The organism is Enterobacter cloacae complex sp. 2024EL-00214, from assembly GCF_043945575.1.
In the GTDB taxonomy this organism is placed as follows: Bacteria; Pseudomonadota; Gammaproteobacteria; order Enterobacterales; family Enterobacteriaceae; genus Enterobacter; species Enterobacter cloacae_P.
The window spans coordinates 1-22,205 of the sequence record NZ_JBIMRC010000021.1 but is presented as its reverse complement, the minus strand read 5'-3'; the positions used below and the strand labels follow the sequence as shown (position 1 = coordinate 22,205).

Below are 22,205 nucleotides of genomic sequence, written 5' to 3'. Positions count from 1 at the left end.
CCCGCCGGCGCAAACCGGGCGGGGTTTTTCGTTTAAGAACCTCCCCGGAAGGTCGGCCCAGAAGAAAGGACTGGAGCATGGCAAGTTCGGGCACAACATCCATCAGGACGCGTTTTACGGGCGCGCAGTTAATCGTTCATTTACTGGAACGACAGGGAATCACCACGGTTGCGGGTATCCCTGGCGGGACAGTGCTGCCGCTGTATGATGCGTTAAGCCAAAGCACGCAGATCCGTCACGTACTGGCTCGCCACGAGCAGGGCGCAGGTTTTATTGCGCAGGGTATGGCGCGTACCCAGGGCAAACCGGCGGTGTGCATGGCCTGTAGTGGCCCGGGCGCGACCAACCTGGTGACCGCTATCGCCGACGCGCGCCTCGACTCAATTCCGCTCATCTGCATTACCGGCCAGGTACCGTCCTCAATGATTGGCACCGATGCGTTCCAGGAAGTGGACACCTACGGCATTTCTATCCCCATCACCAAACATAACTATTTAGTTCGCGATATCAGCGAGTTGCCACAGGTTATCAGCGATGCCTTCCGCATTGCGCAGTCCGGCCGTCCAGGCCCGGTGTGGATAGACATTCCTAAGGATGTCCAGACCGCAGAGATCGACATCGACGTCCTGCCTGAACCGGGCGAGCGTGCCCCCGCTCCGGAATTCAGTGCCGAGAGCGTACGCGATGCCGCCGCGATGATTAATGCCGCCAAACGCCCGGTGCTCTACCTGGGGGGCGGGGCGATTAATGCCTCTGAACACATTCGCCAGTTTGCGGAAAAAGCCAGCCTGCCGACCACCATGACGTTGATGGCGCTGGGCATGTTGCCAAAAGCGCACCCGCTGTCACTGGGCATGCTGGGGATGCACGGCGCGCGCAGCACCAACTACATCCTGCAAGAGGCGGATTTGCTGATTGTAATGGGTGCACGTTTTGATGACCGGGCGATTGGCAAAACGGAGCAGTTTTGCCCGAACGCGAAAATTATTCACGTAGATATCGACCGCGCCGAGCTGGGCAAAATCAAGCAGCCGCACGTGGCGATTCAGGGTGACGTTGCCGAGGTGCTGGCGCAGTTGATCCCGCAAACGGACACCACCAGGCGTGAAGAGTGGCGTCAGCTGGTTGCCGGGCTGCAACAGGAATTTCCGGGGGCGATCCCAACCGAGGGCGATCCACTGAGCCACTACGGGCTGATTAACGCCGTGGCTGCCTGCGTGGATGACAACGCGATCATCACCACTGACGTGGGCCAGCATCAGATGTGGACGGCCCAGGCCTACCCGCTGAACCGTCCGCGTCAGTGGCTGACCTCTGGCGGGCTGGGGACGATGGGCTTTGGCCTGCCTGCGGCGGTGGGGGCTGCGCTCGCCAACCCTGATCGCAAGGTTATCTGCTTCTCCGGCGACGGTAGCCTGATGATGAATATTCAGGAAATGGCGACCGCGGCCGAAAACCAGTTAGACGTGAAAATCATTCTGATGAACAACGAAGCACTGGGGCTGGTACACCAGCAGCAGAGCCTGTTCTACAAGCAGGGCGTGTTTGCGGCGACCTACCCGGGTATGATCAACTTTATGCAGATTGCCGCCGGTTTTGGCCTGCATACCTGCGATCTGAATGCCGAGGAAGATGCGCACGCGGCGCTGCAGGAGGCGATTTCTCGTCCAGGTCCGGCGCTGATCCACGTACGTATCGACCCGGAACAAAAAGTGTATCCGATGGTGCCGCCGGGTGCGGCAAATACTGAGATGGTGGGGGAATAAGCCATGCAGAAACAACATGATAATGTCATTCTGGAACTCACCGTCCGCAACCACCCAGGTGTCATGACACACGTCTGTGGGCTATTTGCCCGCCGTGCGTTTAACGTGGAAGGTATTCTCTGCTTGCCGATTCAGGGCAGCGAGCACAGCCGCATCTGGCTACTGGTCAACGACGACCAGCGTCTGGAGCAGATGATCGCGCAAATCGATAAACTGGAAGATGTTACCAATGTGGCACGTAACCAGTCCGATCCCGCCATGTTTAACAAAATTGCAGTGTTCTTCGAATAAATCGCTCATAGCTTGAACACCCACGCGCTTATCGTTAAGGTAAGCGCGTTTTTTTATCCGCCAGGAACGCGCTATGACCACCATCGCCCTTATCGACGATCACCTGATCGTCCGCTCCGGATTTGCTCAGCTTCTCAGCCTTGAACCTGATTTTCAGGTGGTGGCGGAGTTTGGCTCTGGCCGCGAGGCGCTTTCTGGTCTGCCCGGGCGCGGGGTGCAGGTCTGTATCTGCGATATCTCGATGCCGGATCTCTCCGGCCTGGAACTACTCAACCAGCTGCCGAAAGGGATGGCGACGATTATGCTCTCGGTTCACGACAGCCCGGCGCTGGTGGAACAGGCGCTCAATGCGGGCGCGCGCGGGTTCCTCTCCAAGCGCTGTAGCCCGGACGAGCTGATTGCCGCCGTGCGCACCGTCTCGACCGGTGGCTGCTACCTGACGCCGGATATTGCCATCAAGCTGGCGGCAGGACGTCAGGATCCACTGACGAAACGCGAGCGGCAGGTGGCAGAAAAACTCGCGCAGGGAATGTCGGTAAAAGAGATTGCTGCTGAGCTGGCGCTGTCGCCAAAAACCGTACATGTTCACCGCGCCAACCTGATGGAAAAACTCAACGTCAGCAACGATGTCGAGCTGGCACGCCGTATGTTTGATAGCTGGCAATGAACTCTGTGTTTTCACGGCTGATCGCCGTCGTTGCCAGCTTTTTTATCTTCTCTGCCGCATGGTTTTGCCTGTGGAGCATCAGCCTGCATCTGGTCGAACGCCCGGAGCTGGCGGTGCTGCTGTTCCCGTTTGGTCTGCGTCTGGGGCTGATGTTGCAATGCCCGCGCGGCTACTGGCCGGTACTGCTGGGTGCGGAGTGGCTGATGCTGGTCTGGCTGGCGCAGGAAGTGGCGCTGGCGCATCTGCCATTATTGATGACCGGAAGCGTGCTGACGCTGCTTCCCGTGGCGCTTACCTCCCGCTATAGATACCAGCGGGACTGGCGAACCCTGCTGCGTCAGGGAGCGGCGCTGATGGCCGCCGCGCTGCTGCAATCCCTGCCGTGGATTGGTGAGAAGCAGATGCTCAATGCGCTTCTGCTCACCCTCACGGGTGGCCTGACGCTCGCGCCGACCTGCCTGGTTATCTGGCACTATCTCACCAGCACCGTCTGGCAGCCGCTGGGACCGGCGCTGGTTTCGCAACCGGTGAACTGGCGAGCCCGGCATCTCATCTGGTATCTGCTGCTGTTTGTGGTGAGTCTGTGGCTTCAGCTTGGCCTGCCCGCTGAACTTTCACGCTTTACGCCGTTTTGCCTGGCGCTGCCAATCATCGCCCTTGCCTGGCACTACGGCTGGCAGGGGGCACTCATCGCTACGCTGATGAACGCCATCGCGCTGATTGCCAGCCAGACCTGGCACGATCACCCCGTTGATTTACTGCTCTCGCTGCTGGCGCAGAGCCTGACCGGGCTGCTGCTCGGAGCGGGTATTCAACGTCTGCGTGAGCTGAACCAGTCCCTGCAAACCGAGCTGGCGCGTAATCGTCGTCTGGCGGAGCGCCTGCTGGAAACCGAGGAGATTGTCCGGCAGGAGGTGGCGCGCGAGCTGCATGACGATATCGGCCAGACCATCACCGCCATTCGTACTCAGGCGGGCATTGTTCAGCGTCTGGCGGCGGAAAATACGGGCGTGAAGCAGGGTGGCGCACATATCGAACAGCTTTCGCTTGGGGTGTATGACTCGGTGCGTCGTTTGCTCGGAAGACTGCGCCCGCGCCAGCTGGATGACCTGTCGCTTGAGCAGGCGGTGCGTTCCCTGATGCGTGAGATGGAGCTGGAAAGCCGCGGTATCGTCAGCCATCTCGACTGGCATATTGATGAACGGGCGCTGAGCGAAGGCCAGCGCGTGACGCTGTTCCGCGTCTGCCAGGAGGGGCTGAACAATATCGTTAAACACGCCAGTGCCAGCGCGGTGACGCTGCAGGGCTGGCAACAGGACGAACGCCTGATGCTGGTGATTGAAGACGATGGCTGCGGCTTACCGCCGGGTTCCGGCCAGCAGGGGTTTGGCCTGGCGGGGATGCGCGAGCGCGTCACGGCGCTGGGCGGTACGCTGATGATTTCCTGCACTCACGGCACGCGCGTCAGCGTCAGTTTGCCGCTGCGTTATGCATAAGGACTGAGCATGTTTAAAATGCCTGCCAATGCGGCTCCGATAAGTGATAAAGCCGAAATTGATGCCCGCTATCGCTACTGGCGACGCCATATTCTGGCAACCATCTGGCTCGGCTATGCGCTGTTTTACTTCACCCGCAAAAGCTTTAACGCCGCCGCGCCGGAAATCCTCGCCAGCGGCGTGATGGCTCGTACCGATATCGGCCTGCTGGCGACGCTGTTTTACATCACCTACGGCTTGTCGAAGTTTTTCTCCGGTATCGTCAGCGACCGCTCCAACGCCCGCTATTTTATGGGCGTTGGGCTGATTGCCACCGGCGTAGTAAATATCCTGTTCGGCTTTTCCACCTCGCTGTGGGCGTTTGCGCTGCTGTGGGCGCTAAACGCCTTTTTCCAGGGCTGGGGCGCGCCGGTCTGCGCGCGTTTACTTACCGCCTGGTACTCGCGCAACGAGCGCGGCGGCTGGTGGGCAATATGGAACACGGCGCATAACGTTGGTGGGGCGCTGATCCCGATGGTGGTGGGCGCGGCGGCGTTGCACTATGGCTGGCGCGTGGGGATGATGATTGCCGGTGGTCTGGCAATTATCGCCGGGTTGTTCCTCTGCTGGCGCTTGCGTGACAGGCCGCAAACTGTGGGGTTGCCTGCGGTGGGGGACTGGCGGCACGACGAGCTGGAAGTCGCCCAGCAACAAGAAGGTGCGGGGCTGACCCGTAAAGAGATCCTCACCAAATATGTGCTGTTGAATCCATACATCTGGCTGCTGTCGCTGTGTTACGTACTGGTTTACGTGGTACGTGCGGCGATCAACGACTGGGGCAACCTGTACATGTCCGAGACACTCGGCGTGGATCTGGTGACCGCCAACTCGGCGGTGACAATGTTCGAGCTGGGTGGGTTTATCGGTGCGCTGGTGGCGGGCTGGGGCTCGGACAAGCTGTTTAACGGTAACCGTGGCCCGATGAACCTGATCTTCGCCGCCGGGATTTTGCTCTCCGTTGGCTCGCTGTGGCTGATGCCGTTTGCCAGCTACGTGATGCAGGCGGCATGCTTCTTCACCACCGGTTTCTTTGTGTTTGGCCCGCAGATGCTGATCGGCATGGCGGCGGCGGAGTGCTCGCACAAAGAGGCGGCGGGTGCGGCAACGGGTTTTGTTGGGCTGTTTGCCTACCTCGGTGCATCGCTCTCCGGCTGGCCGCTGGCGCGGGTGATCGACACCTGGCACTGGAGCGGATTTTTCGCCGTGATTGCCATCGCCGCCGGGATTTCGGCGCTGTTGCTGCTACCGTTTTTGAATGCCCAGTCGCCACGCGGAGCCAGTGAAGCGTGATGTGCCTCACCTTTTCGTCCCGAATGGCGCAAAACTAAGATATTTTCCCGGTTTCACCTGGACGGTGTCTCAGGCGTCGCTCCCGGCTGATTTTTACAATGCCTGCCATTCGCAGGTATAAAAATCAGCTCAGGAGATACCCATGCTGGCCTTTCTGAACCAGGTGCGTAAGCCGACCCTGGATCTGCCGCTCGATGTGCGGCGCAAAATGTGGTTCAAACCGTTCATGCAGTCCTATCTGGTGGTCTTTATTGGCTACCTGACCATGTACCTGATCCGCAAAAACTTTAACATCGCGCAGAATGACATGATCTCCACCTACGGGCTGAGCATGACGCAGCTGGGGATGATTGGTCTGGGCTTCTCCATCACCTACGGCGTGGGTAAAACGCTGGTTTCCTACTACGCAGACGGTAAAAACACCAAGCAGTTCCTGCCGTTTATGCTGATCCTCTCCGCCATCTGTATGCTCGGCTTTAGCGCCAGCATGGGCGCGGGCTCTGTCAGCCTGTTCCTGATGATCGCCTTCTATGCCCTGAGCGGTTTTTTCCAGAGCACCGGCGGCTCGTGCAGTTACTCCACCATCACCAAATGGACGCCGCGTCGTAAACGTGGCTCTTACCTCGGGATGTGGAACATCTCCCACAACCTCGGTGGTGCGGGTGCGGCAGGCGTGGCGCTGTTTGGGGCGAACGTCCTGTTCGACGGCCACGTGATCGGCATGTTTATCTTCCCGTCGATTATCGCCCTGATCGTTGGTTTTATCGGTCTGCGCTTCGGTAGTGATTCCCCTGAATCTTACGGCCTCGGCAAAGCCGAAGAGCTGTTCGGCGAGGTGGTCAGCGAAGAGGACAAAGAGACCGAAGAAAACGAGATGACCAAATGGCAGATCTTTGTTGAATACGTGCTGAAAAACAAAGTGATCTGGCTGCTGTGCTTCTCCAACATCTTCCTGTACGTGGTGCGTATCGGTATCGACCAGTGGTCGACCGTGTATGCCTTCCAGGAGCTGAAGCTCTCCAAAGAAGTCGCGATCCAGGGCTTTACCCTGTTTGAAGTGGGCGCGCTGGTCGGCACGCTGCTGTGGGGCTGGCTCTCAGACCTTGCCAACGGACGTCGTGCGCTGGTGGCCTGCGTCGCGCTGGCATTGATTATTGCCACTCTGGGCGTTTATCAACACGCCAGTAACCAGTACGTCTACCTGGCGTCCCTGTTCGCGCTTGGCTTCCTGGTGTTTGGCCCGCAGTTGCTGATCGGCGTAGCGGCCGTTGGCTTCGTACCGAAAAAAGCGATCGGCGCTGCCGATGGGATTAAGGGCACCTTCGCTTACCTGATCGGCGACAGCTTTGCCAAGCTCGGTCTGGGGATGATCGCCGACGGCACGCCAATCTTCGGCCTCACCGGCTGGGCGGGCACCTTCGCGGCGCTGGATGCTGCAGCCATCGGCTGTATCGTTCTGATGGCAATGGTTGCCGTGCTCGAAGAACGTAAGATCCGCCGTGAAAATCGTGCGCAGAAGCAGAAATTGAAAGCGGCCTGAGTGTGCAGGTGACTTCTTTGCCCGGTGTGTGATGCCGGGCTTTTTTATTCGCGTATTCACGTCCTAACCCAGAACATAAACATCCCCTGTCGACGGGGAGACGGCTTCCGGTAACCACAAATTGCCCCATTTACCCGTACAATGGCAGCCCATTATGTTGTCTGGTTTTAGGTTGTGCAGAAACTGCCTGACTGCCCAGAGCTTATGTGGCGACGCACAGCGTAGATGGAAACCACCGAAAAGTGCATGAACGTGATTTATGCCGGTTATTCTCTGGCAGTGACGCACAATATCAATCAGCCCCCGATGCCCACAACCGATAAAAATGACCAGACCACGGTCGGATTTATAGATCAAAACCCCTTCATCGTTTACATAATCCACTTTCGTATTCTTGCTACCGATAACACCGTATGCGTGCGGTTTGGCGACAGGGATCTCTCCTGACCACATAAAGCGTTCCCCAATATGGAGTGGGGTACTGCTGTATTCCATGCCATAACGTGAATAGTCATTATTCAGCGACAATTTTTTTATTCTGGCGGTATAGCCTGAAAACCTTACTGCCGCGTAGCGCTCACTGGCTACCTGGGGATGGCATATGATCCGGCATTGTTCAGGTAACCACGGAACACCACCACAATGGTCATAGTGGCCGTGCGAGAGCACAGTTGCGGTTAGACTGGTCAAATCGATGCCCATCAGGCCTGCATTGTGCAGAAAGCTATCATCAGGTCCGGTATCAAACAGAATTGAATCTCTTTCATCCTGTATCAACAGACTGAGCCCTGCTTTAGCCCGCAGTAAATTTTTAGCGTTGGGGTTCGGTCGGTTTTCCAGCAGAACGCTGATTGTTATGGACATGTTCGCTCTTCCCTGGCGTCAATATTCGTTATCGGCGGGTATGATTTTTATCGACAATACACCATTGATATACTGCTTTACTCCATGCGCCTCAAACTTCTGAAACATGAATAATCCCGGGCATTTCCATGTGGTACTGGTGGAGGGGGTTACGCTCTCTGACTGGTCTCCAGCAACACCCGCCTCAGCCACACCTGCGCCGGGTTTCGGTGTGTGCGACCATGCCAGGCCATGCTCTTGGTAAACCCCTGCACCGCAACAGGCGTATCACACACAAATATCCCCGTCCGGTTTTCCGCCATTCGCTCCGGCACCACGGCGATCATGTCGCTGATGGCCAGCACATCCGGCAGCACCAAAAAGCTGCTCACCGATAACCCGACGTGGCGTTTTCGGCCCATCTTCGCCAGCGCGTCATCGGTCACACCGTGAAAGCCCTCACCTTCATAAGAGACCAGCACATGCTCCAACGCACAAAAACGGTCTGGCGTCAGTGGTTTTCCGGCATCAGGGTGATCGGCACGCATCATACAAACGTACCGTTCATCATAAAGCGCGCGGCTGTGGAGTTCGTCCGGCGTCGTGTGCGGTGTGAGCAGGGCGAGGTCGATTTTTCCCTGCTCAAGTTGAGCAACCAGGCGGTCTGGCTCAACCGGGACGACGCGCACGCGGATAGAAGGGGCCTGTACTTTAAGGGCGGCGATAAATGGCACGACTACCGCGCGCAGGGCGTAGTCGGTCGCGGCAAGGGTGAAAGTCAGGTTGGCGGTGATCGGGTCAAAAGAGACGGGCTGCAACAACACGTCGATGTCCGCCAGGATACGTTTTACGGGAGCAGCAAGCTCTTCCGCACGTGTAGTCGGCACAATGCCGTGCGGGGCGCGGACAAACAGCGGGTCGTCGAAGTAATCCCGCAAACGGTTGAGCATGCCGCTTACTGCGGGTTGAGTAAGCGCAAGACGTGCCGCCGTGCGCGTGACGCTGCGTTCGTCCAGCAGGGCATCCAGCGTTTTCAGCAGGTTAAGATCCAGCGTGCGCAGATCCGCTTTCATGGCGACTTTCCACCTCTTTTCAGTTCACTATTATGGCGCTGCCTGCTGTCGACGCGCTGCGTTTCTCGCTATGATGAGCGGCTATTCTAAGGAGAACGCATGGTCTGGATAATGCTGGCAACGCTTGCCGTGGTGTTTGTGGTCGGATTTCGGATCCTGACCTCTGATTCACGCCGCGCAATCAAACGCTTAAGCGAGCGTCTGGGGATCACGCCGGTTCCACTCGAATCGATGATCGACCAGTTTGGTAAAACACCTGGCAACGAGTTTATCCGCTACCTTGAGCGTCCGGATGAGGCCCATCTGCAAAATGCTGCGCAGGTGCTGCTGATCTGGCAGGTCTGCATTGTCGACGGTAGTGAAGAGAACTTGCATACCTGGCATCGACTGCTGCGTAAAGCCCGTCTGGCTTCGCCCATTACTGATGCGCAAATCCGTCTCACGCTCGGCTTTATGCGTGAAATGGAGCCAGATCCGCAGGAGCTAAACGCTTTCCAGCTACGCTATAACGCGCTGTTCCTGCCGGAAGCTGGCGTTTTTTACCTGCACTGATATCACAAATTGTGATGAAGAGTATAAAGTATCGTCATTAGATTTATACCACTCACGGGCGCACCATCACCTCATCAACGACACGATGAGGTGAACCATGAAACAATCCGCGATTATCTGGCCGAACGACTACCTGCCAGGCACTACCGATAACTTTGCATCCAACGAAATCATCGCCGCCGGGCTGAGTGCGAAAGAAATTTGGGCGCAGCTCAACGACACGACCCTGTGGCCGGGCTACTACAGCAACGCCGACGATATTCGTTTCCACGACGGTAGCGGCCCGGAACTGAGTGCTAACGCCCGCTTTCGTTTCACCACCTTCGGCTTCCCGGTTGAAGCGCTGGTGACGGAATATGTGCCTCCTGTCGAGGGTGAAGCAGCACGTATTGCCTGGCACGGTTGGGTGGAAGGCGATGCGAACGCTCGTCTCGATGTGATCCACGCCTGGCTGTTTGAAGACTTGCCCGGCAACCGCGTGCGCATTCTGACTCAGGAGTCTCAGAAAGGTGTTCCGGCGCAGGAATTAGCGCGCACCGTACCTAACCCGATGATTAACGGGCATCAGGAGTGGATCGTCGGGCTGGCGAATGCCGCGATGCAAGAAAAGTTGTCAAAACGTTAAATTCGTCACATTTTTGATGATAAACTGCGCGACTTTCCCGCACGTTTTACTCTTCAGGTGATGCCATGACAGAACATATCCAGCCCACGACCCGACCGCAGACCAAAGAGGTATCACGCCCCAACTGGTCGGCGGTTTTCTCTGTGGCGTTCTGCGTTGCTTGCCTGATTACCGTTGAGTTTTTACCGGTCAGCCTGCTGACGCCAATGGCGCAGGATCTGGGCATTTCCGAAGGTGTGGCGGGGCAGTCCGTTACGGTGACCGCCTTTGTGGCGATGTTCTCCAGCCTGTTTATCACCCAGGTGATTGGCACTATTGATCGTCGCAAAGTGGTCATCCTCTTCAGCGTGTTGCTGACGGCTTCCTGTCTGCTGGTTTCGTTTGCCAATAACTTCACCCTGCTGCTGCTTGGCCGCGCCTGTCTGGGGCTGGGGTTGGGTGGCTTCTGGGCAATGTCCGCCTCGCTCACCATGCGTCTGGTACCTGCGCGTACGGTACCTAAAGCGCTGTCCGTGATTTTCGGCGCAGTTTCCATTGCGCTGGTGATTGCTGCGCCGCTGGGCAGTTTTCTCGGCGGGATCATCGGCTGGCGTAACGTGTTTAACGCGGCTGCGGTGATGGGTGTCCTCTGCATTCTGTGGGTGTGGAAAGCGCTGCCATCACTGCCGGGTGAGGCGGCGCATCACAAGCAGAACATGTTCAGCCTGCTCAAGCGTCCGGGGGTGCTGGCGGGGATGAGCGCCATCTTTATGTCTTTTGCCGGGCAGTTTGCCTTTTTCACCTACATCCGTCCCGTTTATATGACGATGGCCGGTTTTGACGTCGACGGTCTGACGCTGGTGCTGCTGAGCTTCGGTATCGCCAGTTTTGTCGGCACCTCGCTGTCGTCCCAGTTCCTGAAGCGCTCGCTGAAAGTGGCGCTGGCGGGTGCGCCGCTGGTGCTGGCCATCAGTGCGACTGTGCTGGTGCTGTGGGGCAGTGATAAGTGGGTCGCGTCGGCGATTGCGATTATCTGGGGCTTTGCGTTTGCGCTGATACCGGTCGGCTGGTCGACGTGGATCACCCGCTCACTGGCCGATCAGGCGGAAAAAGCCGGGTCGATTCAGGTGGCGGTGATCCAGCTGGCTAACACCTGCGGCGCGGCCGTGGGTGGCATCGCGCTGGACCATTTGGGGCTGACGTCACCGCTGGTGCTTTCTGGCACGCTGATGCTGCTGACTGCGCTGCTGGTGGCGGGGAAGGTTAAGGCGAAGTAATGGGGTAGGGTACGTGTATATTGGTTGATAAATAGCCATCTTCTCAATATACTTGTACCGTAAGTTGTACAGGAGGAAGTATGCAGGTTGTGACTTTTACCGAGGCACGTAGCCGACTCAAAGATGTGCTGGATGACGTGAATGAGAATGTCGAAACGACCATCATTAGCCGCCGCAACGGTGGAGATGCGGTTGTCATGTCTCTCCAGCATTACAACTCGATGATGGAGACTATCCATCTGATGAATTCCCCAGCCAACGCCAGCCGACTGATGGAATCAATCGCTCAGGCAAACAGTGGAAAAACAGCACAGAGGGATCTGATAGATGACCAGGCTACTGATTTGGACTGATAACGGCTGGGATGATTACCTGTGGTGGCAGGAACAAGACAAGAAGACGCTTCGTAGAATCAATAAGCTGATTGAGGATGCGAAGCGTCAACCGTTTGACGGACTGGGTAAGCCTGAACCGCTCAAAGGCAACCTTTCAGGATACTGGTCACGGCGGATCAACGATACTGACCGTCTGGTTTATGGTGTGACGGATAGCGCACTCACCATTTTAATGTGTCGCTATCACTATTATTCGTAATCACACCGATGTCTGAACCCGCCTTCTCGAATCCATCGAAATCAGCACGACTGACGACACGATCAGCAGCGTCCCCAGCCAGTCTGGCAGGGTGAACGCCACGCCAAGCAGCACAACCGACAACAACGCACTGCTCAGCGGCTCAGCGCAGCTCAGAATGCTCGCCTTCGGCCCGCCAATCATCTGCGCGCCTTTCAGATACAGGCTGAATGTCAGCGCCGTGCCGATCACCACCAGATAGAAGAATGCCAGCAGCAGGCTACCGTCGATCACAAACGTGGTGCCGCGCCCGGCGTAGAACGGCGTCAGCATTAACCCGGCAATCAACATGCTCCAGCCGACAATCGGCAGCGTGCCGTAGCGGGCGATCAGCGTCGAGGGGTAAGTTGTATAGAACGCGGCGGCAAACGCCGAGGCGATACCGAAGAACAGCGCGGCAGGCGAGATCGAGAGCGACGTCGGATCGCCGTGGGTAACCAGCAGGAAAGTGCCGATAAGCGAGGTCATGATCGCCGACAAGACAAACACGCCCGGGCGCTTTTTCCGCGCCAGTGCAAACCACGCCACAATAATGGTCGGCGACAGGAACTGCAGTACGGTGGCCGTGGCGGCGTTGGATTTTTCAATCGTCAGCAGGAAGGTGAGCTGCACGGTGAGCGCGCCAACCAGCGAGAAAATCAGCAGGCTGATGGCGTCTTTGCGGTTTTTTATGACCTGGAAAATCTTGTCACCGTGAACGAAGGAGAGCGTTAACAGGATCACGCCGGTGAACAGCAGGCGGATCATGGTCAGATACGGGGAGGAAATCTGGCTTTTCTCCATGATGTACTGCGCGCAAACGCCTGAACTTCCCCATAAAACAGCAGCGATCAGGACGTTCAGCATCCCTTTACGTGTGGAACCCATGCTCTCCCCTGTGATGATGATTTTTTTCTAGCATAACATGGGAGCTTTGTACGACGGTGTGTATCGTGAACGTTCTGAAAAAACAGCGTGAAGCCAGGGCTTCACGCTTAATAATCTTCCATACAATCCACCTGACCCACTGCCGCCCAGTAGTTGTCCAGGTTGTCACGTTTTACGGCGGTGATGGCATTTTTGATCAGCAGCCGGTTGGCCTCAGACGACAAAATCATGTCCTGCCATTCTTTATCACTTTGCTTTTTCTGTGGCGTGCAGGTTTTCTTAATATCCTTAAGGACTTGTTGTTCTATTTGTTTATCTTTCGCCGGGTCGTCCTTCTCCTGAGCGTGGACAAACGCGGCAAACAGCAGGCAGACGAGCAGGCAAACAAGGTGTGCAGATTTCATTGAAACCTCCGGTAATAGTCACATGCTTCTTCTGAAATATATAGTTACATTCACGCGGGCGATTCAAGTCGAAAGTATGAATTTGCGTGTTCCTGCGTATGAGCACCCACCCAATACCTGGGAGATATTTATTGCGTCAGGACTATGTAATATTAGGAATGCACAGAAAATAAGGAGAACAATATGCACCTGAGCATTACCGATAATGTGACACAGCAGGATAAAAACGAACTGTTAACGGGGCTGAGAGCCTACAACGGGCAGTTTTTGGATCTGACGACCTTTAGCGGGGATATCGGCGTTTACATACGAGACGAAAAAGGTGTGATGCTTGGCGGGTTAATCGGCGTGCGTAAAGGTGAGTGGTTAAATATCGATTTTCTCTGGGTCAGCGAAGGCGCGCGTGGCTCCGGGGTCGGTAGCCAGTTGATCAAATCTGCCGAGGTCGAGGCAAAGCATAAAGGCTGTCGACATGCGCTGGTGGATACGGCCAGTTTCCAGGCGCGTCCGTTTTATGAAAAACAGGGTTATCAGCTGCAGATGTCTTTGCCGGATTATCCGTACCCGGGTATGCAGAGACACTATCTGACCAAACCTCTTTAACCAGCACCCTGGAATGGCGGTGTGACCCGGCATATAACTTATCCTTCTTATTGATTCTTTTTCATTTTTTAGCGTACCGCGTCGTTGTCGATATAGTCATTGAAACGTTCATCAAAAGGATATGCCTCGTGAAATTTCAATTGAGTGCTCTGGTGCTTGCTGGCCTGCTGCTGGCGGGCTGCGATCAAGGTGGCAGCAATGCTAAACACATCAAAGTTGGCGTGATTAACGGCGCGGAACAGGATGTGGCGGAAGTCGCCAAAAAGGTGGCAAAAGAGAAATACGGCCTGGACGTGGAGCTGGTGGGCTTCAGTGGCTCACTGTTGCCCAACGATGCCACCAACCAGGGCGAGCTGGATGCCAACGTCTTCCAGCACCGTCCGTTCCTGGCGGAAGATAACAAGGCGCATAATTACAAGCTGGTGGCCGTGGCGAATACCTTCGTCTTCCCGATGGCCGGTTATTCCCGCAAGATTACATCCTTGTCTGAACTGAAAAGCGACGCGACCATTGCCATCCCCAATGACCCGACAAACCTTGGCCGCGCGCTGTTACTGCTGCAAAAAGAGAAGCTGATTACCCTCAAGCCGGACGTGGGCCTGCTGCCAACGGCGCTGGATATCACGGCAAATCCGAAGGATCTGAAAATCATGGAGCTGGAAGGTGCGCAGCTGCCGCGCGTGCTGGATGATCCGAAAGTCGATGTCGCCATCATCAGTACCACTTACATCCAGCAAACCGGGCTTTCCCCGGTACATAACAGCGTCTTTATCGAAGACAAAAACTCGCCCTACGTGAACATCGTGGTGACGCGTGAAGACAACAAAGACGCGGAAAACGTGAAGGAATTTATTCAGTCGTATCAGTCACCTGAAGTGGCGAAAGCGGCGGAGACGCTCTTTAACGGCGGCGCGGTACCGGGCTGGTAAGGCGTCTGGCGGGGAAACCCGCCTTTTCACGTTGACCCGATTCCATCGATCATCGCCCTTTAGCCCACATCGCAATGCGCAGTATCTGGCTATTCTCCTTATCACACCCACCGGAGGATAGCCCATGAACATCACTCAAATTCGCAATGCCACACAACTGATCACCTACGCCGGCAAACGCTTTTTAATTGACCCGATGCTGGCTCCGAAAGGCGCTTATCCCGGTTTTCCCGGTACGGCGCGCGCGGATATTCGCAACCCGATGGTGGAATTACCTGTGGACGTCAACACACTGCTGGATGCTGATGCAGTGGTTGTCACCCACACCCACAACGATCACTGGGATCAAACCGCGATTGAGCTGATCGCCAAAGACAAGCCGGTTTATGTGCAAAACGATCAGGATGCCGCGCTGTTGCGCAGCCAGGGGTTTACCAACCTGACGGTGATGGATGAAGAGACCGCGTTTGGCGATATCCTGATTGCGAAAACCCACGGCGGCCAGCACGGTACCGACCGCGCTTACGCGGTACCGGAACTGGCAGAACGTCTGGGTGAAGCCTGTGGCGTGGTCTTCCGTCATCCTGATGAGAAGACGCTCTACATCGCAGGGGATACTATCTGGCGTGAGGAAGTGGCAGCCGATCTGCAACAACACCAGCCGGATGTGGTGGTCGTTAACGCCGGTTACGCGCATGTGATTGGCTTCGGGCCGATCATTATGGGGGAGCAGGATGTGCTTAACGTGCATTTCCTGCTGCCGCAGGCGCAGATTGTGGCGGCTCATATGGAAGCCATCAACCACTGTCTGCTGACCCGAAGCGCACTGCGTGAGTACGCAGAAGCTAACCAGTTTAGTGATGCGCTGAGCATTCCACAGGACGGTGAAACCGTTATATTCTGAGCCTCACTAAGGGAAAGGAGAGACAGATGCCGCTTATCAACGTCGCGATTGTCGCGGTGGACGGGTTTAGCCCGTTCCACTACTCCGTTCCCTGTATTTTATTTGGTGATACCGTATCCGGTGAAAAGCGCTTTACTGTCACGATCTGCGCTGAAAAACCGGGTTTTCTGACCTCGAAAGACGGTTTCGCGCTCAATGCGACGCAGGATTTTTCAGCCATCGGGCGAGCCGATATCGTTGTGGTGCCTTACTGGCAACATGTGCTGGAACGCCCACCGCAGACGCTGCTCGATAACCTGGTTCAGGCAAGAGACCGCGGCGCGGAAATCGTCGGGCTGTGTCTCGGGTCGTTTGTGCTGGGTTATGCAGGCATTCTTGACGGCAAACGTGCTGCCACCCACTGGGAGTTCGAACGCCAGTTCCAGTCGCTTTTCCCGAACGTACAGCTGGATATCAATGCGCTTTACGTTGATGACGACAACATCATCACCTCTGCGGGCACCGCTGCCGCGCTCGACTGCTGCCTGTATATCATCCGCCAGCGCTTTGGCAGCGTGGTGGCTAACCAGATTGCCCGCCGGATGATTGTACCGCCGCACCGCGAAGGCGGGCAGGCGCAGTTTATTGCGCAGCCTGTACCAAAAGATACCCGCGACGCGCGGATTAACTGCCTGATTGACTACCTCCAGCAGCATATTACCGAACCGCATAACCTGGATTCGCTCGCCGATGTTGTTTCAATGAGCCGCCGCACGCTGACCCGCCATTTTATTAAGGCCACGGGCATGAGCGTGGCCGACTGGCTCACCACCGAGCGCCTGCGGCGCAGCCAGACCTTACTGGAAGCCGGAAATATGCCGGTTGAAAGCGTGGCCGAGCTGGTAGGGTTTAACTCTGCGGTGACCTGGCGTCAGCAGTTTAAGGCACGCTTTGGGGTCAGCCCGGCGGAGTGGCGCAAGACGTTCCGGACTCGTCTGTAGACCAGGTAAGCGTAGCGCCACCTGGCAATTATCCCAGCTTCTCCATCCTCGTCTCCCCTTCCACCATCGACAGCTGATACAGCGAAAACGAACGGTGTTTTTCAATCAAATTCGCCAGCTGCGGCGAGTGGCTGGTGAGCCAGATCTGCGAGTAGCGGCTGGCTTCGGCAATTAAGCTCGCCAGCGCAGGCAGCATCTGCGGATGCAGGCTGTTTTCCGGTTCATTGAGGGCGATAAACGCAGGCGGGCGTGGGCTTAACAACGCCACCGTCAGGCACAGAAAACGCAGCGTGCCGTCGGAGAACTCTGCCGGTTCCAGCGGCCTGCTTAACCCTTCGCGCTGCATCATCATCCGGAAGCGTCCACCTGAGTTGTCGCTGTAAAACACGCAGCCGGGGAAGGCCTGGTCGAGGATGCGCATCAGCAGCAGCTCGTCGCCAATCTCGACAATGGTCTGAAACGCTGCCGCCAGGTTCGCGCCGTCTCCGGCCAGCACCGGGGAGCGGAAACCGACCTGCGGCGCACGGATAGCCGAACCGGATGAGACGGAAAACTCGTGATAAAAACGCCAGTTACGCAGGGACTCGCGCATCTGCGACACTTCCGGGTAGAGGTGCGGTTCGCCGAGTTGCCCGAACACCGATTCGTTCTCATACAGCGTGCCGCTGTGGGTCACTTTTTCGTGATGCACATTATTCAGGAACACGGCCTGATTCTTACGTTTCATCAACTGTGATGACGGTCGGCGATGCTGGCCGCTCAGCCAGATGGACTCTTCTTTGATCACCGGGTCGAGCTGAAACTGCGAGGCATACGGCAGCCTCTCAACAAAGCCCACCTGCAATTCGTATTCGTAGGTTTCTGTTTCCACTGCCAGATTCATGCGCCGAAGCTGGTCGCTGCGGGTTTTGCCTGCCCAGAACACCTTCAGAATTCCACCTTCGTTCGCCAGCGCCTGGGAAAACTGCCCCTGAGCCGCGCTGTGCATCAGGTGGATCGCCTTGTAGATATTTGATTTTCCGGTGCCGTTCGGGCCGAAGACGATGTTGAGCTGCTCCAGTTCCAGCGACATGTCGCGAATCGAGCGGTAGTTTTCAATGTGCAGGGTGTTGATCATCGGTGAAGGGTTCCTGTGTCCGTACGAGCCATAGTCTATTTTCCTGATGCGGGTGACGGCAAGGGAGAGGCGGTATAATCCGCCAGCCTGTCGACAGGGAAATGCAGGGAAGCATTCTGGTGAAAGGCCTCCAGTAGATATTCCACCGTAGCTTTCACGCGTGGCGCGACCAGCGCACGGTGAGGATACTGGATAACCATCTCGTAATTCCCCGGATCGTGCTGGCCAACCAGCACGGTTTTCAGCGCGCCGGACTGCAAATGCACCAGCGCATGATGTACGCCCACCTGAGCAATCCCTAATCCTAAAAGCGCAGCCTGCGTTTGAGCTTCTGGTGCGGAGAGGGTCACAGCCGCTGCGTCTGGTTCCAGCGTCGTCAGGCTGCCGTCCTGCTCCCTGAACCCCCAGGGGGAAACGCGCCCACTTAAGAAGCGTCGGGCAATCAGATGGTGATGCGCAAGGTCGTCGGGCGTTGTGGGTACACCGCAGCGCTCAAGATAGCCCGGCGAGGCAACCAGCACGGTTTTCAGCTGGCAGACCGGGCGCGAAACCAGCGACGAATCGACAATATGTCCGCCGCGAATGGCGAGGTCATAGCCGTCGGCAATGAGATCCGTCACCCTGTCGTCAAAATCCACTTCTACCGAAATACCCGGGTAGCGCGCCCGCAGCCCCGGCAACACCGGGAGTAACTGCTCGCACCCAAAGGCGGCGCTGGTGGAAATACGAACGTGCCCGCGGGTCTCCATTTTGCGTGCAACAACAGCATCCATCGCCGTATCCAGCGCACCAATGGCAATCCGCGCCTGTTGCAAAAAGACGCGTCCTTCTTCCGTCAGGCTCAGTGTGCGTGTGGTGCGGTTCATCAGCCTGACCCCGAGCGCCTGCTCCAGCCCGGCGATGTTCTTACTGACCGCGGCGGGGCTGATCCCCTGGCTGCGCGCTGCTGCGGCAAAACTGCCCGCGTCGGCGGCTTCCACAAACGACACAATCGCCCTGACTCGCTGGGATAACTCCATCCGTCTTTCCCCTCATTCACAACCTGGAGTTGATTATCTATCAACCATACCCCCAATTCTCGTTACGAGTAAACGGGCACATACTCTCGCCATCAACCCCCTGCGAGGAACCCGTATGAAACCGTCTGAGCCTGCATATTTCATTTTTGATGTTGTGATCCACGATGCGGCAGCGATGCAGCCCTACCGCGAAAACGTTGAAGCCAGCTACAAAGCCTTTGGTGGTAAGCGGCTGGTGATGGGTGGCCAGTGCGACACCGTGGAGGGCAACGGCCCGCAAGGGATGCTGGTGATGCTGCAGTTCGACAGCGTCGGGCAGGCGCACGCCTGGCACGACTCTCCGGCGTATCAGGACATCATTCATTACCGTCACGCCGCCGCCAGCACCAACGCATGGCTGGTAAAAGGCGTGATACCAGAACAACAATAAAGGAGCGGTTTATGAAAACCTTAGCGATTGTTTCCCATCCGTATGCTTCACAGTCTCGTATCATCAATGCGTTACAGCAGACAGCGAGCGAAGCGGATAACGTCATCGTGCGTAATCTGGAAACGCTCTACGGCAACGACGTAAACGCCATTGATGTGGTGGCCGAACAAGCGGCCTACCACGGCGTCGACCGCGTGGTGTTTATCTACCCGACACACTGGTTCAACCTGACCCCGATGCTGAAAGGCTATCTCAACGAAGTGTGGCAGTATGGCTGGGCGTTTGGTGCGGGTGGCGATGCGCTAAAAGGCAAAGATCTCATGGTGGTGACGTCCGCTGGCGCGAGCCCGTTTACCTACTCCCGTGAAGGGCTGATCCAAAGCTCAATGGATGAGGTGCTCAGCCCAATGAAGGCCAGCGCGCTGTATGTGGGCATGAACTGGCTGCCACCCCTGGCGTTTTACGAAGTGGCGGCGGCGAACCGGGATAAGGTGCCAGAGTTCCAGCAAGCGCTGGCTCAGGCGTTGCACGTGGCGTAAAAAAGACGACCATGAGGCCTCAACAGGGAGCTGCTTTGGGACTCTGTGGTGACCCTCAGGTTACAGCCAGACGCAGGGCCAAATCATCGGGATAGGGATCAAAGTAGTTTTGCGTCATCAGATACGGGTCAGGATATTCGGCCAGATAATGCTTCAGCAGCGTGAGCGGTGCGAGGATGGGCAGCAGCCCGTTGCGGTAATGCAGGATCACATCCCGTAGCTCTCCGCGCTGGCGGTTGTTCAGCTGGTTGCGGAAATAACCCTGAATATGCATCAGCACATTGGTGTGGTTCTTCCGTGACGCGGGTTTCTTCAGGATCGCCATCAGCTTTTCGCGGTACACCACGAAGAACGCGTCCAGATCGTCCCACTGGTGCAGTGAGGCGACGAACGGGCCAATCTCGCGGTAGCCTGCCTGATGGTGTGCCAGCAACTGCAGTTTGTAACGGCTATGGAAGTCCAGCAACGCGTGGCGCGTCAGGCCGTTGGCGCGCAGTGTGTTCAGTGCGTGAAGCGCGAAAATGCGCTCAACAAAGTTTTCCCGCAGTATGGGGTCGTGCAGGCGACCATCTTCCTCTACGGGTAGCCACGGCCAGGTTTCAAGAAGCGCGGCAGTGAACAGCCCCACGCCCTCTTTGCGGCCCCGGTTGCCGTTTTCATCGTACAACCGCACGCGCTCCATGCCACAGCTGGGGGATTTCGCACAGACGATAAAACCGGCGAGATCGCCGATTTTTGGCAAATAACCAGCGGCAAAGTCGACCATTTTTTGCGTGACGTCATCGTGAGGGGCATGGCTAAAACGCATCCGGGTTTCGCCGCTGACGGTCTGAATCAGACGCAGTGCCGGACGAGGTGTCGGCAGACCGATGGCCATTTCAGGGCAAACGGGTTTGAAACTGACCCACTGCGCCAGTTCGTCCATGACGAAGCCCATACGCTTATGTCCGCCGTCGAAGCGAACGGCGGAGCCGGTCAGACATCCGCTAATTCCCAGCACAGGTTTTGTTGTCATGGTGTGTACCTCCGGAGCATATAGTTAAAACTTACACAGCATGATTGATTTGTCCATGCCCGGGTCTCCGCGCGCTGTAGTGAAGATCGTGCTTTCTTCGTAGGGTATTACTGGCCAGCCTGGATAGACTTCCGTTAAAAGCTCAACGGGGGGATAGCGAAATGAACTGGCAGCCTTTTCGTGGCAACGCACCGGAAAACATGGCGATTTACAGCGCCTCATTTCCGGATGTCAGCGATCAGTGGCCAATGAAAGATGAGACAGCCCGGGAGATCAACACGCTCGACCAGGCGCTGAAAGCCGATCCGGCGCTCCAGCCTCCACTTATTGAATACGAAGAGGGGGGACAGGCGGTGCTTATCCCTCAGAACCGTTATTCCGAGCAGGCGTATCGCAACCGTCCTGCCCTTACCGCGTGGCGCACACGGCTGGTTCCCTCTGCGCTGGCGCTGTTTGTGGTGCAAAACCCACTGGAAGGCCGTCTCCCGGAAGGGACGAAAATGGACAGCGACAGCCGCCAGTGGTTTATCCATGCGAACGACGCCATTGGCGTGCGTTCCCGCGCACGGGTGCTGGGCGCGTTAGTGGAAAAATACATCCACAACGAGGGTGAGAACAACTGGGTGAGCCTGGCAAGCGGCGCGGCTATCCCGGTGCTGGAAGCGTTGCGCAATGCAAAACTCGACGGCCAGCAGGTGTACCTGACGCTGGTGGATAAAGACCCGGTCGCCCTGAGCTGGGCAGAAACTCTGGCCGCGCAGGAGGGACTCATCGTGGGCGAACAGCTGACGTTGCTCAGGCGCAACCTGGTGAATACGCTGGTGCGCAACGAAGATTTACTGCTGGAGCTGGGCGAGCACCAGGCTGAGCTGGTGGACGCGCTGGGGATTTTTGAATACTTCAACGATGCCGATGCGGCGATATTTCTGCAGCGTGTGCTACGGCTGGTGAAGCCCGGTGGGGGGGTGATAGTGTCGAATATGCTGACCAGCAGCCCGCAGATTGACTTTACCCTGCGCTGTATTGGCTGGGAGCCTATCTTCCCGCGTACGCTGCAACAGCTGCAGGACATCCACATTGCGGCGGGTGTGCCGGTGGAGAATGTGACCGTGGTAGTGCCGAAGGATGGGGTGTATGCGGTGATGGAGATTAAAGCTTAGCGCGATCGGTTCCCTCTCCCTTGAGGTGCAGGTTGGCACAGTGAAGTGGTTTAATAGTTTTAGACACGTTCAGAGGTTATAAATTAAATAACTGATGAGGTGCAAAAAATGAATTCACGCCGATTTACCCCAGAGTTTAAACGCGAGTGCGCTGAGCTGGTCCTTGA

Annotated in this window: 25 protein-coding genes; 18 read left to right on the top strand and 7 right to left on the bottom strand. The window is 56.8% G+C overall.

The features are described 5' to 3' along the window. Positions 1 to 77 precede the first annotated feature (77 nt). The 6 genes from ilvB to uhpT all read left to right on the top strand — a co-directional run bounded on the left by ilvB (position 78) and on the right by uhpT (position 7,089). Positions 78 to 1,766 (top strand): acetolactate synthase large subunit, encoded by a 1,689-nt coding sequence (gene ilvB, locus ACHHZ6_RS19670; protein ID WP_182273165.1) that lies wholly within the window; start codon positions 78 to 80, stop codon positions 1,764 to 1,766. A gap of 3 nt (positions 1,767 to 1,769) precedes the next feature. Next, a complete protein-coding gene (ilvN, locus tag ACHHZ6_RS19665; protein ID WP_182273164.1) occupies positions 1,770 to 2,057 on the top strand; it encodes an acetolactate synthase small subunit in 288 nt (95 codons plus the stop codon). A 73-nt stretch (positions 2,058 to 2,130) separates the two neighbouring features. After that, a complete protein-coding gene (gene uhpA / locus ACHHZ6_RS19660) occupies positions 2,131 to 2,724 on the top strand; it encodes a transcriptional regulator UhpA (protein WP_395122945.1) in 594 nt (197 codons plus the stop codon). Beyond that, positions 2,721 to 4,220 carry a signal transduction histidine-protein kinase/phosphatase UhpB gene (gene uhpB, locus ACHHZ6_RS19655; RefSeq protein ID WP_182273162.1) on the top strand — a complete coding sequence of 500 codons (1,500 nt, stop codon included), beginning with the start codon at positions 2,721 to 2,723 and terminating at the stop codon, positions 4,218 to 4,220. Before uhpA ends, uhpB begins: the two co-directional genes overlap by 4 nt. 9 nt (positions 4,221 to 4,229) lie before the next feature. Beyond that, positions 4,230 to 5,549 (top strand): MFS transporter, encoded by a 1,320-nt coding sequence (locus ACHHZ6_RS19650; RefSeq protein ID WP_182273161.1) that lies wholly within the window; start codon positions 4,230 to 4,232, stop codon positions 5,547 to 5,549. Positions 5,550 to 5,691: 142 nt separating this feature from the next. Next, positions 5,692 to 7,089, top strand: coding sequence for a hexose-6-phosphate:phosphate antiporter (gene uhpT, locus ACHHZ6_RS19645; RefSeq protein ID WP_395122944.1), 1,398 nt, complete (start codon positions 5,692 to 5,694; stop codon positions 7,087 to 7,089). Positions 7,090 to 7,152: 63 nt separating this feature from the next. Here uhpT and ACHHZ6_RS19640 read toward each other — a convergent pair whose 3' ends face one another. Together ACHHZ6_RS19640 and ACHHZ6_RS19635 are read right to left on the bottom strand one after the other, a co-directional pair. After that, positions 7,153 to 7,953, bottom strand: a complete 801-nt coding sequence (locus ACHHZ6_RS19640) for an MBL fold metallo-hydrolase (RefSeq protein ID WP_395122943.1) — start codon at positions 7,951 to 7,953, stop codon at positions 7,153 to 7,155. A gap of 149 nt (positions 7,954 to 8,102) precedes the next feature. After that, a complete protein-coding gene (locus tag ACHHZ6_RS19635) occupies positions 8,103 to 9,005 on the bottom strand; it encodes a LysR family transcriptional regulator (protein ID WP_196390651.1) in 903 nt (300 codons plus the stop codon). A gap of 99 nt (positions 9,006 to 9,104) precedes the next feature. On the opposite strand from ACHHZ6_RS19635, the gene ACHHZ6_RS19630 reads away from it, so the two are divergent. The 5 genes from ACHHZ6_RS19630 to ACHHZ6_RS19610 all read left to right on the top strand — a co-directional run bounded on the left by ACHHZ6_RS19630 (position 9,105) and on the right by ACHHZ6_RS19610 (position 12,032). Continuing rightward, a complete protein-coding gene (locus tag ACHHZ6_RS19630; RefSeq protein ID WP_182919171.1) occupies positions 9,105 to 9,557 on the top strand; it encodes a DUF1198 domain-containing protein in 453 nt (150 codons plus the stop codon). A 97-nt stretch (positions 9,558 to 9,654) separates the two neighbouring features. Beyond that, positions 9,655 to 10,182 carry an SRPBCC domain-containing protein gene (locus ACHHZ6_RS19625; protein ID WP_182273156.1) on the top strand — a complete coding sequence of 176 codons (528 nt, stop codon included), beginning with the start codon at positions 9,655 to 9,657 and terminating at the stop codon, positions 10,180 to 10,182. Positions 10,183 to 10,247: 65 nt separating this feature from the next. Beyond that, positions 10,248 to 11,438 (top strand): purine ribonucleoside efflux pump NepI, encoded by a 1,191-nt coding sequence (nepI, locus tag ACHHZ6_RS19620; RefSeq protein ID WP_182273155.1) that lies wholly within the window; start codon positions 10,248 to 10,250, stop codon positions 11,436 to 11,438. 80 nt (positions 11,439 to 11,518) lie between these two features. Continuing rightward, on the top strand, positions 11,519 to 11,791 hold the full coding sequence (locus ACHHZ6_RS19615; protein WP_182919174.1) for a type II toxin-antitoxin system Phd/YefM family antitoxin: 273 nt from the start codon (positions 11,519 to 11,521) through the stop codon (positions 11,789 to 11,791). Continuing rightward, positions 11,766 to 12,032: a Txe/YoeB family addiction module toxin gene (locus ACHHZ6_RS19610; RefSeq protein WP_020686436.1), complete on the top strand. Its 267-nt coding sequence runs from the start codon at positions 11,766 to 11,768 to the stop codon at positions 12,030 to 12,032. Before ACHHZ6_RS19615 ends, ACHHZ6_RS19610 begins: the two co-directional genes overlap by 26 nt. Here ACHHZ6_RS19610 and ACHHZ6_RS19605 read toward each other — a convergent pair whose 3' ends face one another. After that, complete coding sequence (locus ACHHZ6_RS19605) at positions 12,033 to 12,938, bottom strand: DMT family transporter (RefSeq protein WP_182273153.1); 906 nt, start codon at positions 12,936 to 12,938, stop codon at positions 12,033 to 12,035. 107 nt (positions 12,939 to 13,045) lie between these two features. Beyond that, positions 13,046 to 13,342, bottom strand: a complete 297-nt coding sequence (locus ACHHZ6_RS19600) for a YicS family protein (RefSeq protein WP_182273152.1) — start codon at positions 13,340 to 13,342, stop codon at positions 13,046 to 13,048. A 183-nt stretch (positions 13,343 to 13,525) separates the two neighbouring features. On the opposite strand from ACHHZ6_RS19600, the gene ACHHZ6_RS19595 reads away from it, so the two are divergent. From ACHHZ6_RS19595 to ACHHZ6_RS19580, 4 genes are all read left to right on the top strand, one after another. Beyond that, positions 13,526 to 13,945, top strand: coding sequence for a GNAT family N-acetyltransferase (locus ACHHZ6_RS19595; protein ID WP_196390652.1), 420 nt, complete (start codon positions 13,526 to 13,528; stop codon positions 13,943 to 13,945). A gap of 128 nt (positions 13,946 to 14,073) precedes the next feature. Then, entirely contained in the window at positions 14,074 to 14,874 is an 801-nt protein-coding gene (nlpA, locus tag ACHHZ6_RS19590; RefSeq protein ID WP_395122942.1) for a lipoprotein NlpA, read from the top strand. A 124-nt stretch (positions 14,875 to 14,998) separates the two neighbouring features. Then, positions 14,999 to 15,778 carry an MBL fold metallo-hydrolase gene (locus ACHHZ6_RS19585; protein ID WP_182273150.1) on the top strand — a complete coding sequence of 260 codons (780 nt, stop codon included), beginning with the start codon at positions 14,999 to 15,001 and terminating at the stop codon, positions 15,776 to 15,778. A 26-nt stretch (positions 15,779 to 15,804) separates the two neighbouring features. Beyond that, a complete protein-coding gene (locus ACHHZ6_RS19580; RefSeq protein ID WP_395122941.1) occupies positions 15,805 to 16,758 on the top strand; it encodes a GlxA family transcriptional regulator in 954 nt (317 codons plus the stop codon). Between the two features lie 28 nt (positions 16,759 to 16,786). Here the strand turns inward: ACHHZ6_RS19580 and ACHHZ6_RS19575 are convergent, their stop codons facing one another. After that, on the bottom strand, positions 16,787 to 17,875 hold the full coding sequence (locus ACHHZ6_RS19575) for an AAA family ATPase (protein WP_395122940.1): 1,089 nt from the start codon (positions 17,873 to 17,875) through the stop codon (positions 16,787 to 16,789). Positions 17,876 to 17,910: 35 nt separating this feature from the next. Continuing rightward, on the bottom strand, positions 17,911 to 18,894 hold the full coding sequence (locus ACHHZ6_RS19570; protein ID WP_182273147.1) for a LysR family transcriptional regulator: 984 nt from the start codon (positions 18,892 to 18,894) through the stop codon (positions 17,911 to 17,913). 115 nt (positions 18,895 to 19,009) lie between these two features. Here ACHHZ6_RS19570 and ACHHZ6_RS19565 point away from each other — a divergent pair, with 115 nt between their 5' ends. Both ACHHZ6_RS19565 and ACHHZ6_RS19560 read left to right on the top strand, forming a co-directional pair. Beyond that, positions 19,010 to 19,324 (top strand): DUF1330 domain-containing protein, encoded by a 315-nt coding sequence (locus ACHHZ6_RS19565; protein ID WP_182919179.1) that lies wholly within the window; start codon positions 19,010 to 19,012, stop codon positions 19,322 to 19,324. Positions 19,325 to 19,335: 11 nt separating this feature from the next. Then, the gene (locus ACHHZ6_RS19560) at positions 19,336 to 19,863 is read left to right on the top strand and encodes an NAD(P)H-dependent oxidoreductase (RefSeq protein WP_182273145.1); all 528 of its coding nucleotides are present in this window, start codon (positions 19,336 to 19,338) and stop codon (positions 19,861 to 19,863) included. A gap of 55 nt (positions 19,864 to 19,918) precedes the next feature. Here ACHHZ6_RS19560 and ACHHZ6_RS19555 read toward each other — a convergent pair whose 3' ends face one another. Further along, entirely contained in the window at positions 19,919 to 20,878 is a 960-nt protein-coding gene (locus tag ACHHZ6_RS19555) for a DUF523 and DUF1722 domain-containing protein (protein WP_182273144.1), read from the bottom strand. A gap of 161 nt (positions 20,879 to 21,039) precedes the next feature. On the opposite strand from ACHHZ6_RS19555, the gene ACHHZ6_RS19550 reads away from it, so the two are divergent. Then, entirely contained in the window at positions 21,040 to 22,038 is a 999-nt protein-coding gene (locus tag ACHHZ6_RS19550) for a class I SAM-dependent methyltransferase (protein WP_182273143.1), read from the top strand. Positions 22,039 to 22,205 lie beyond the last annotated feature (167 nt).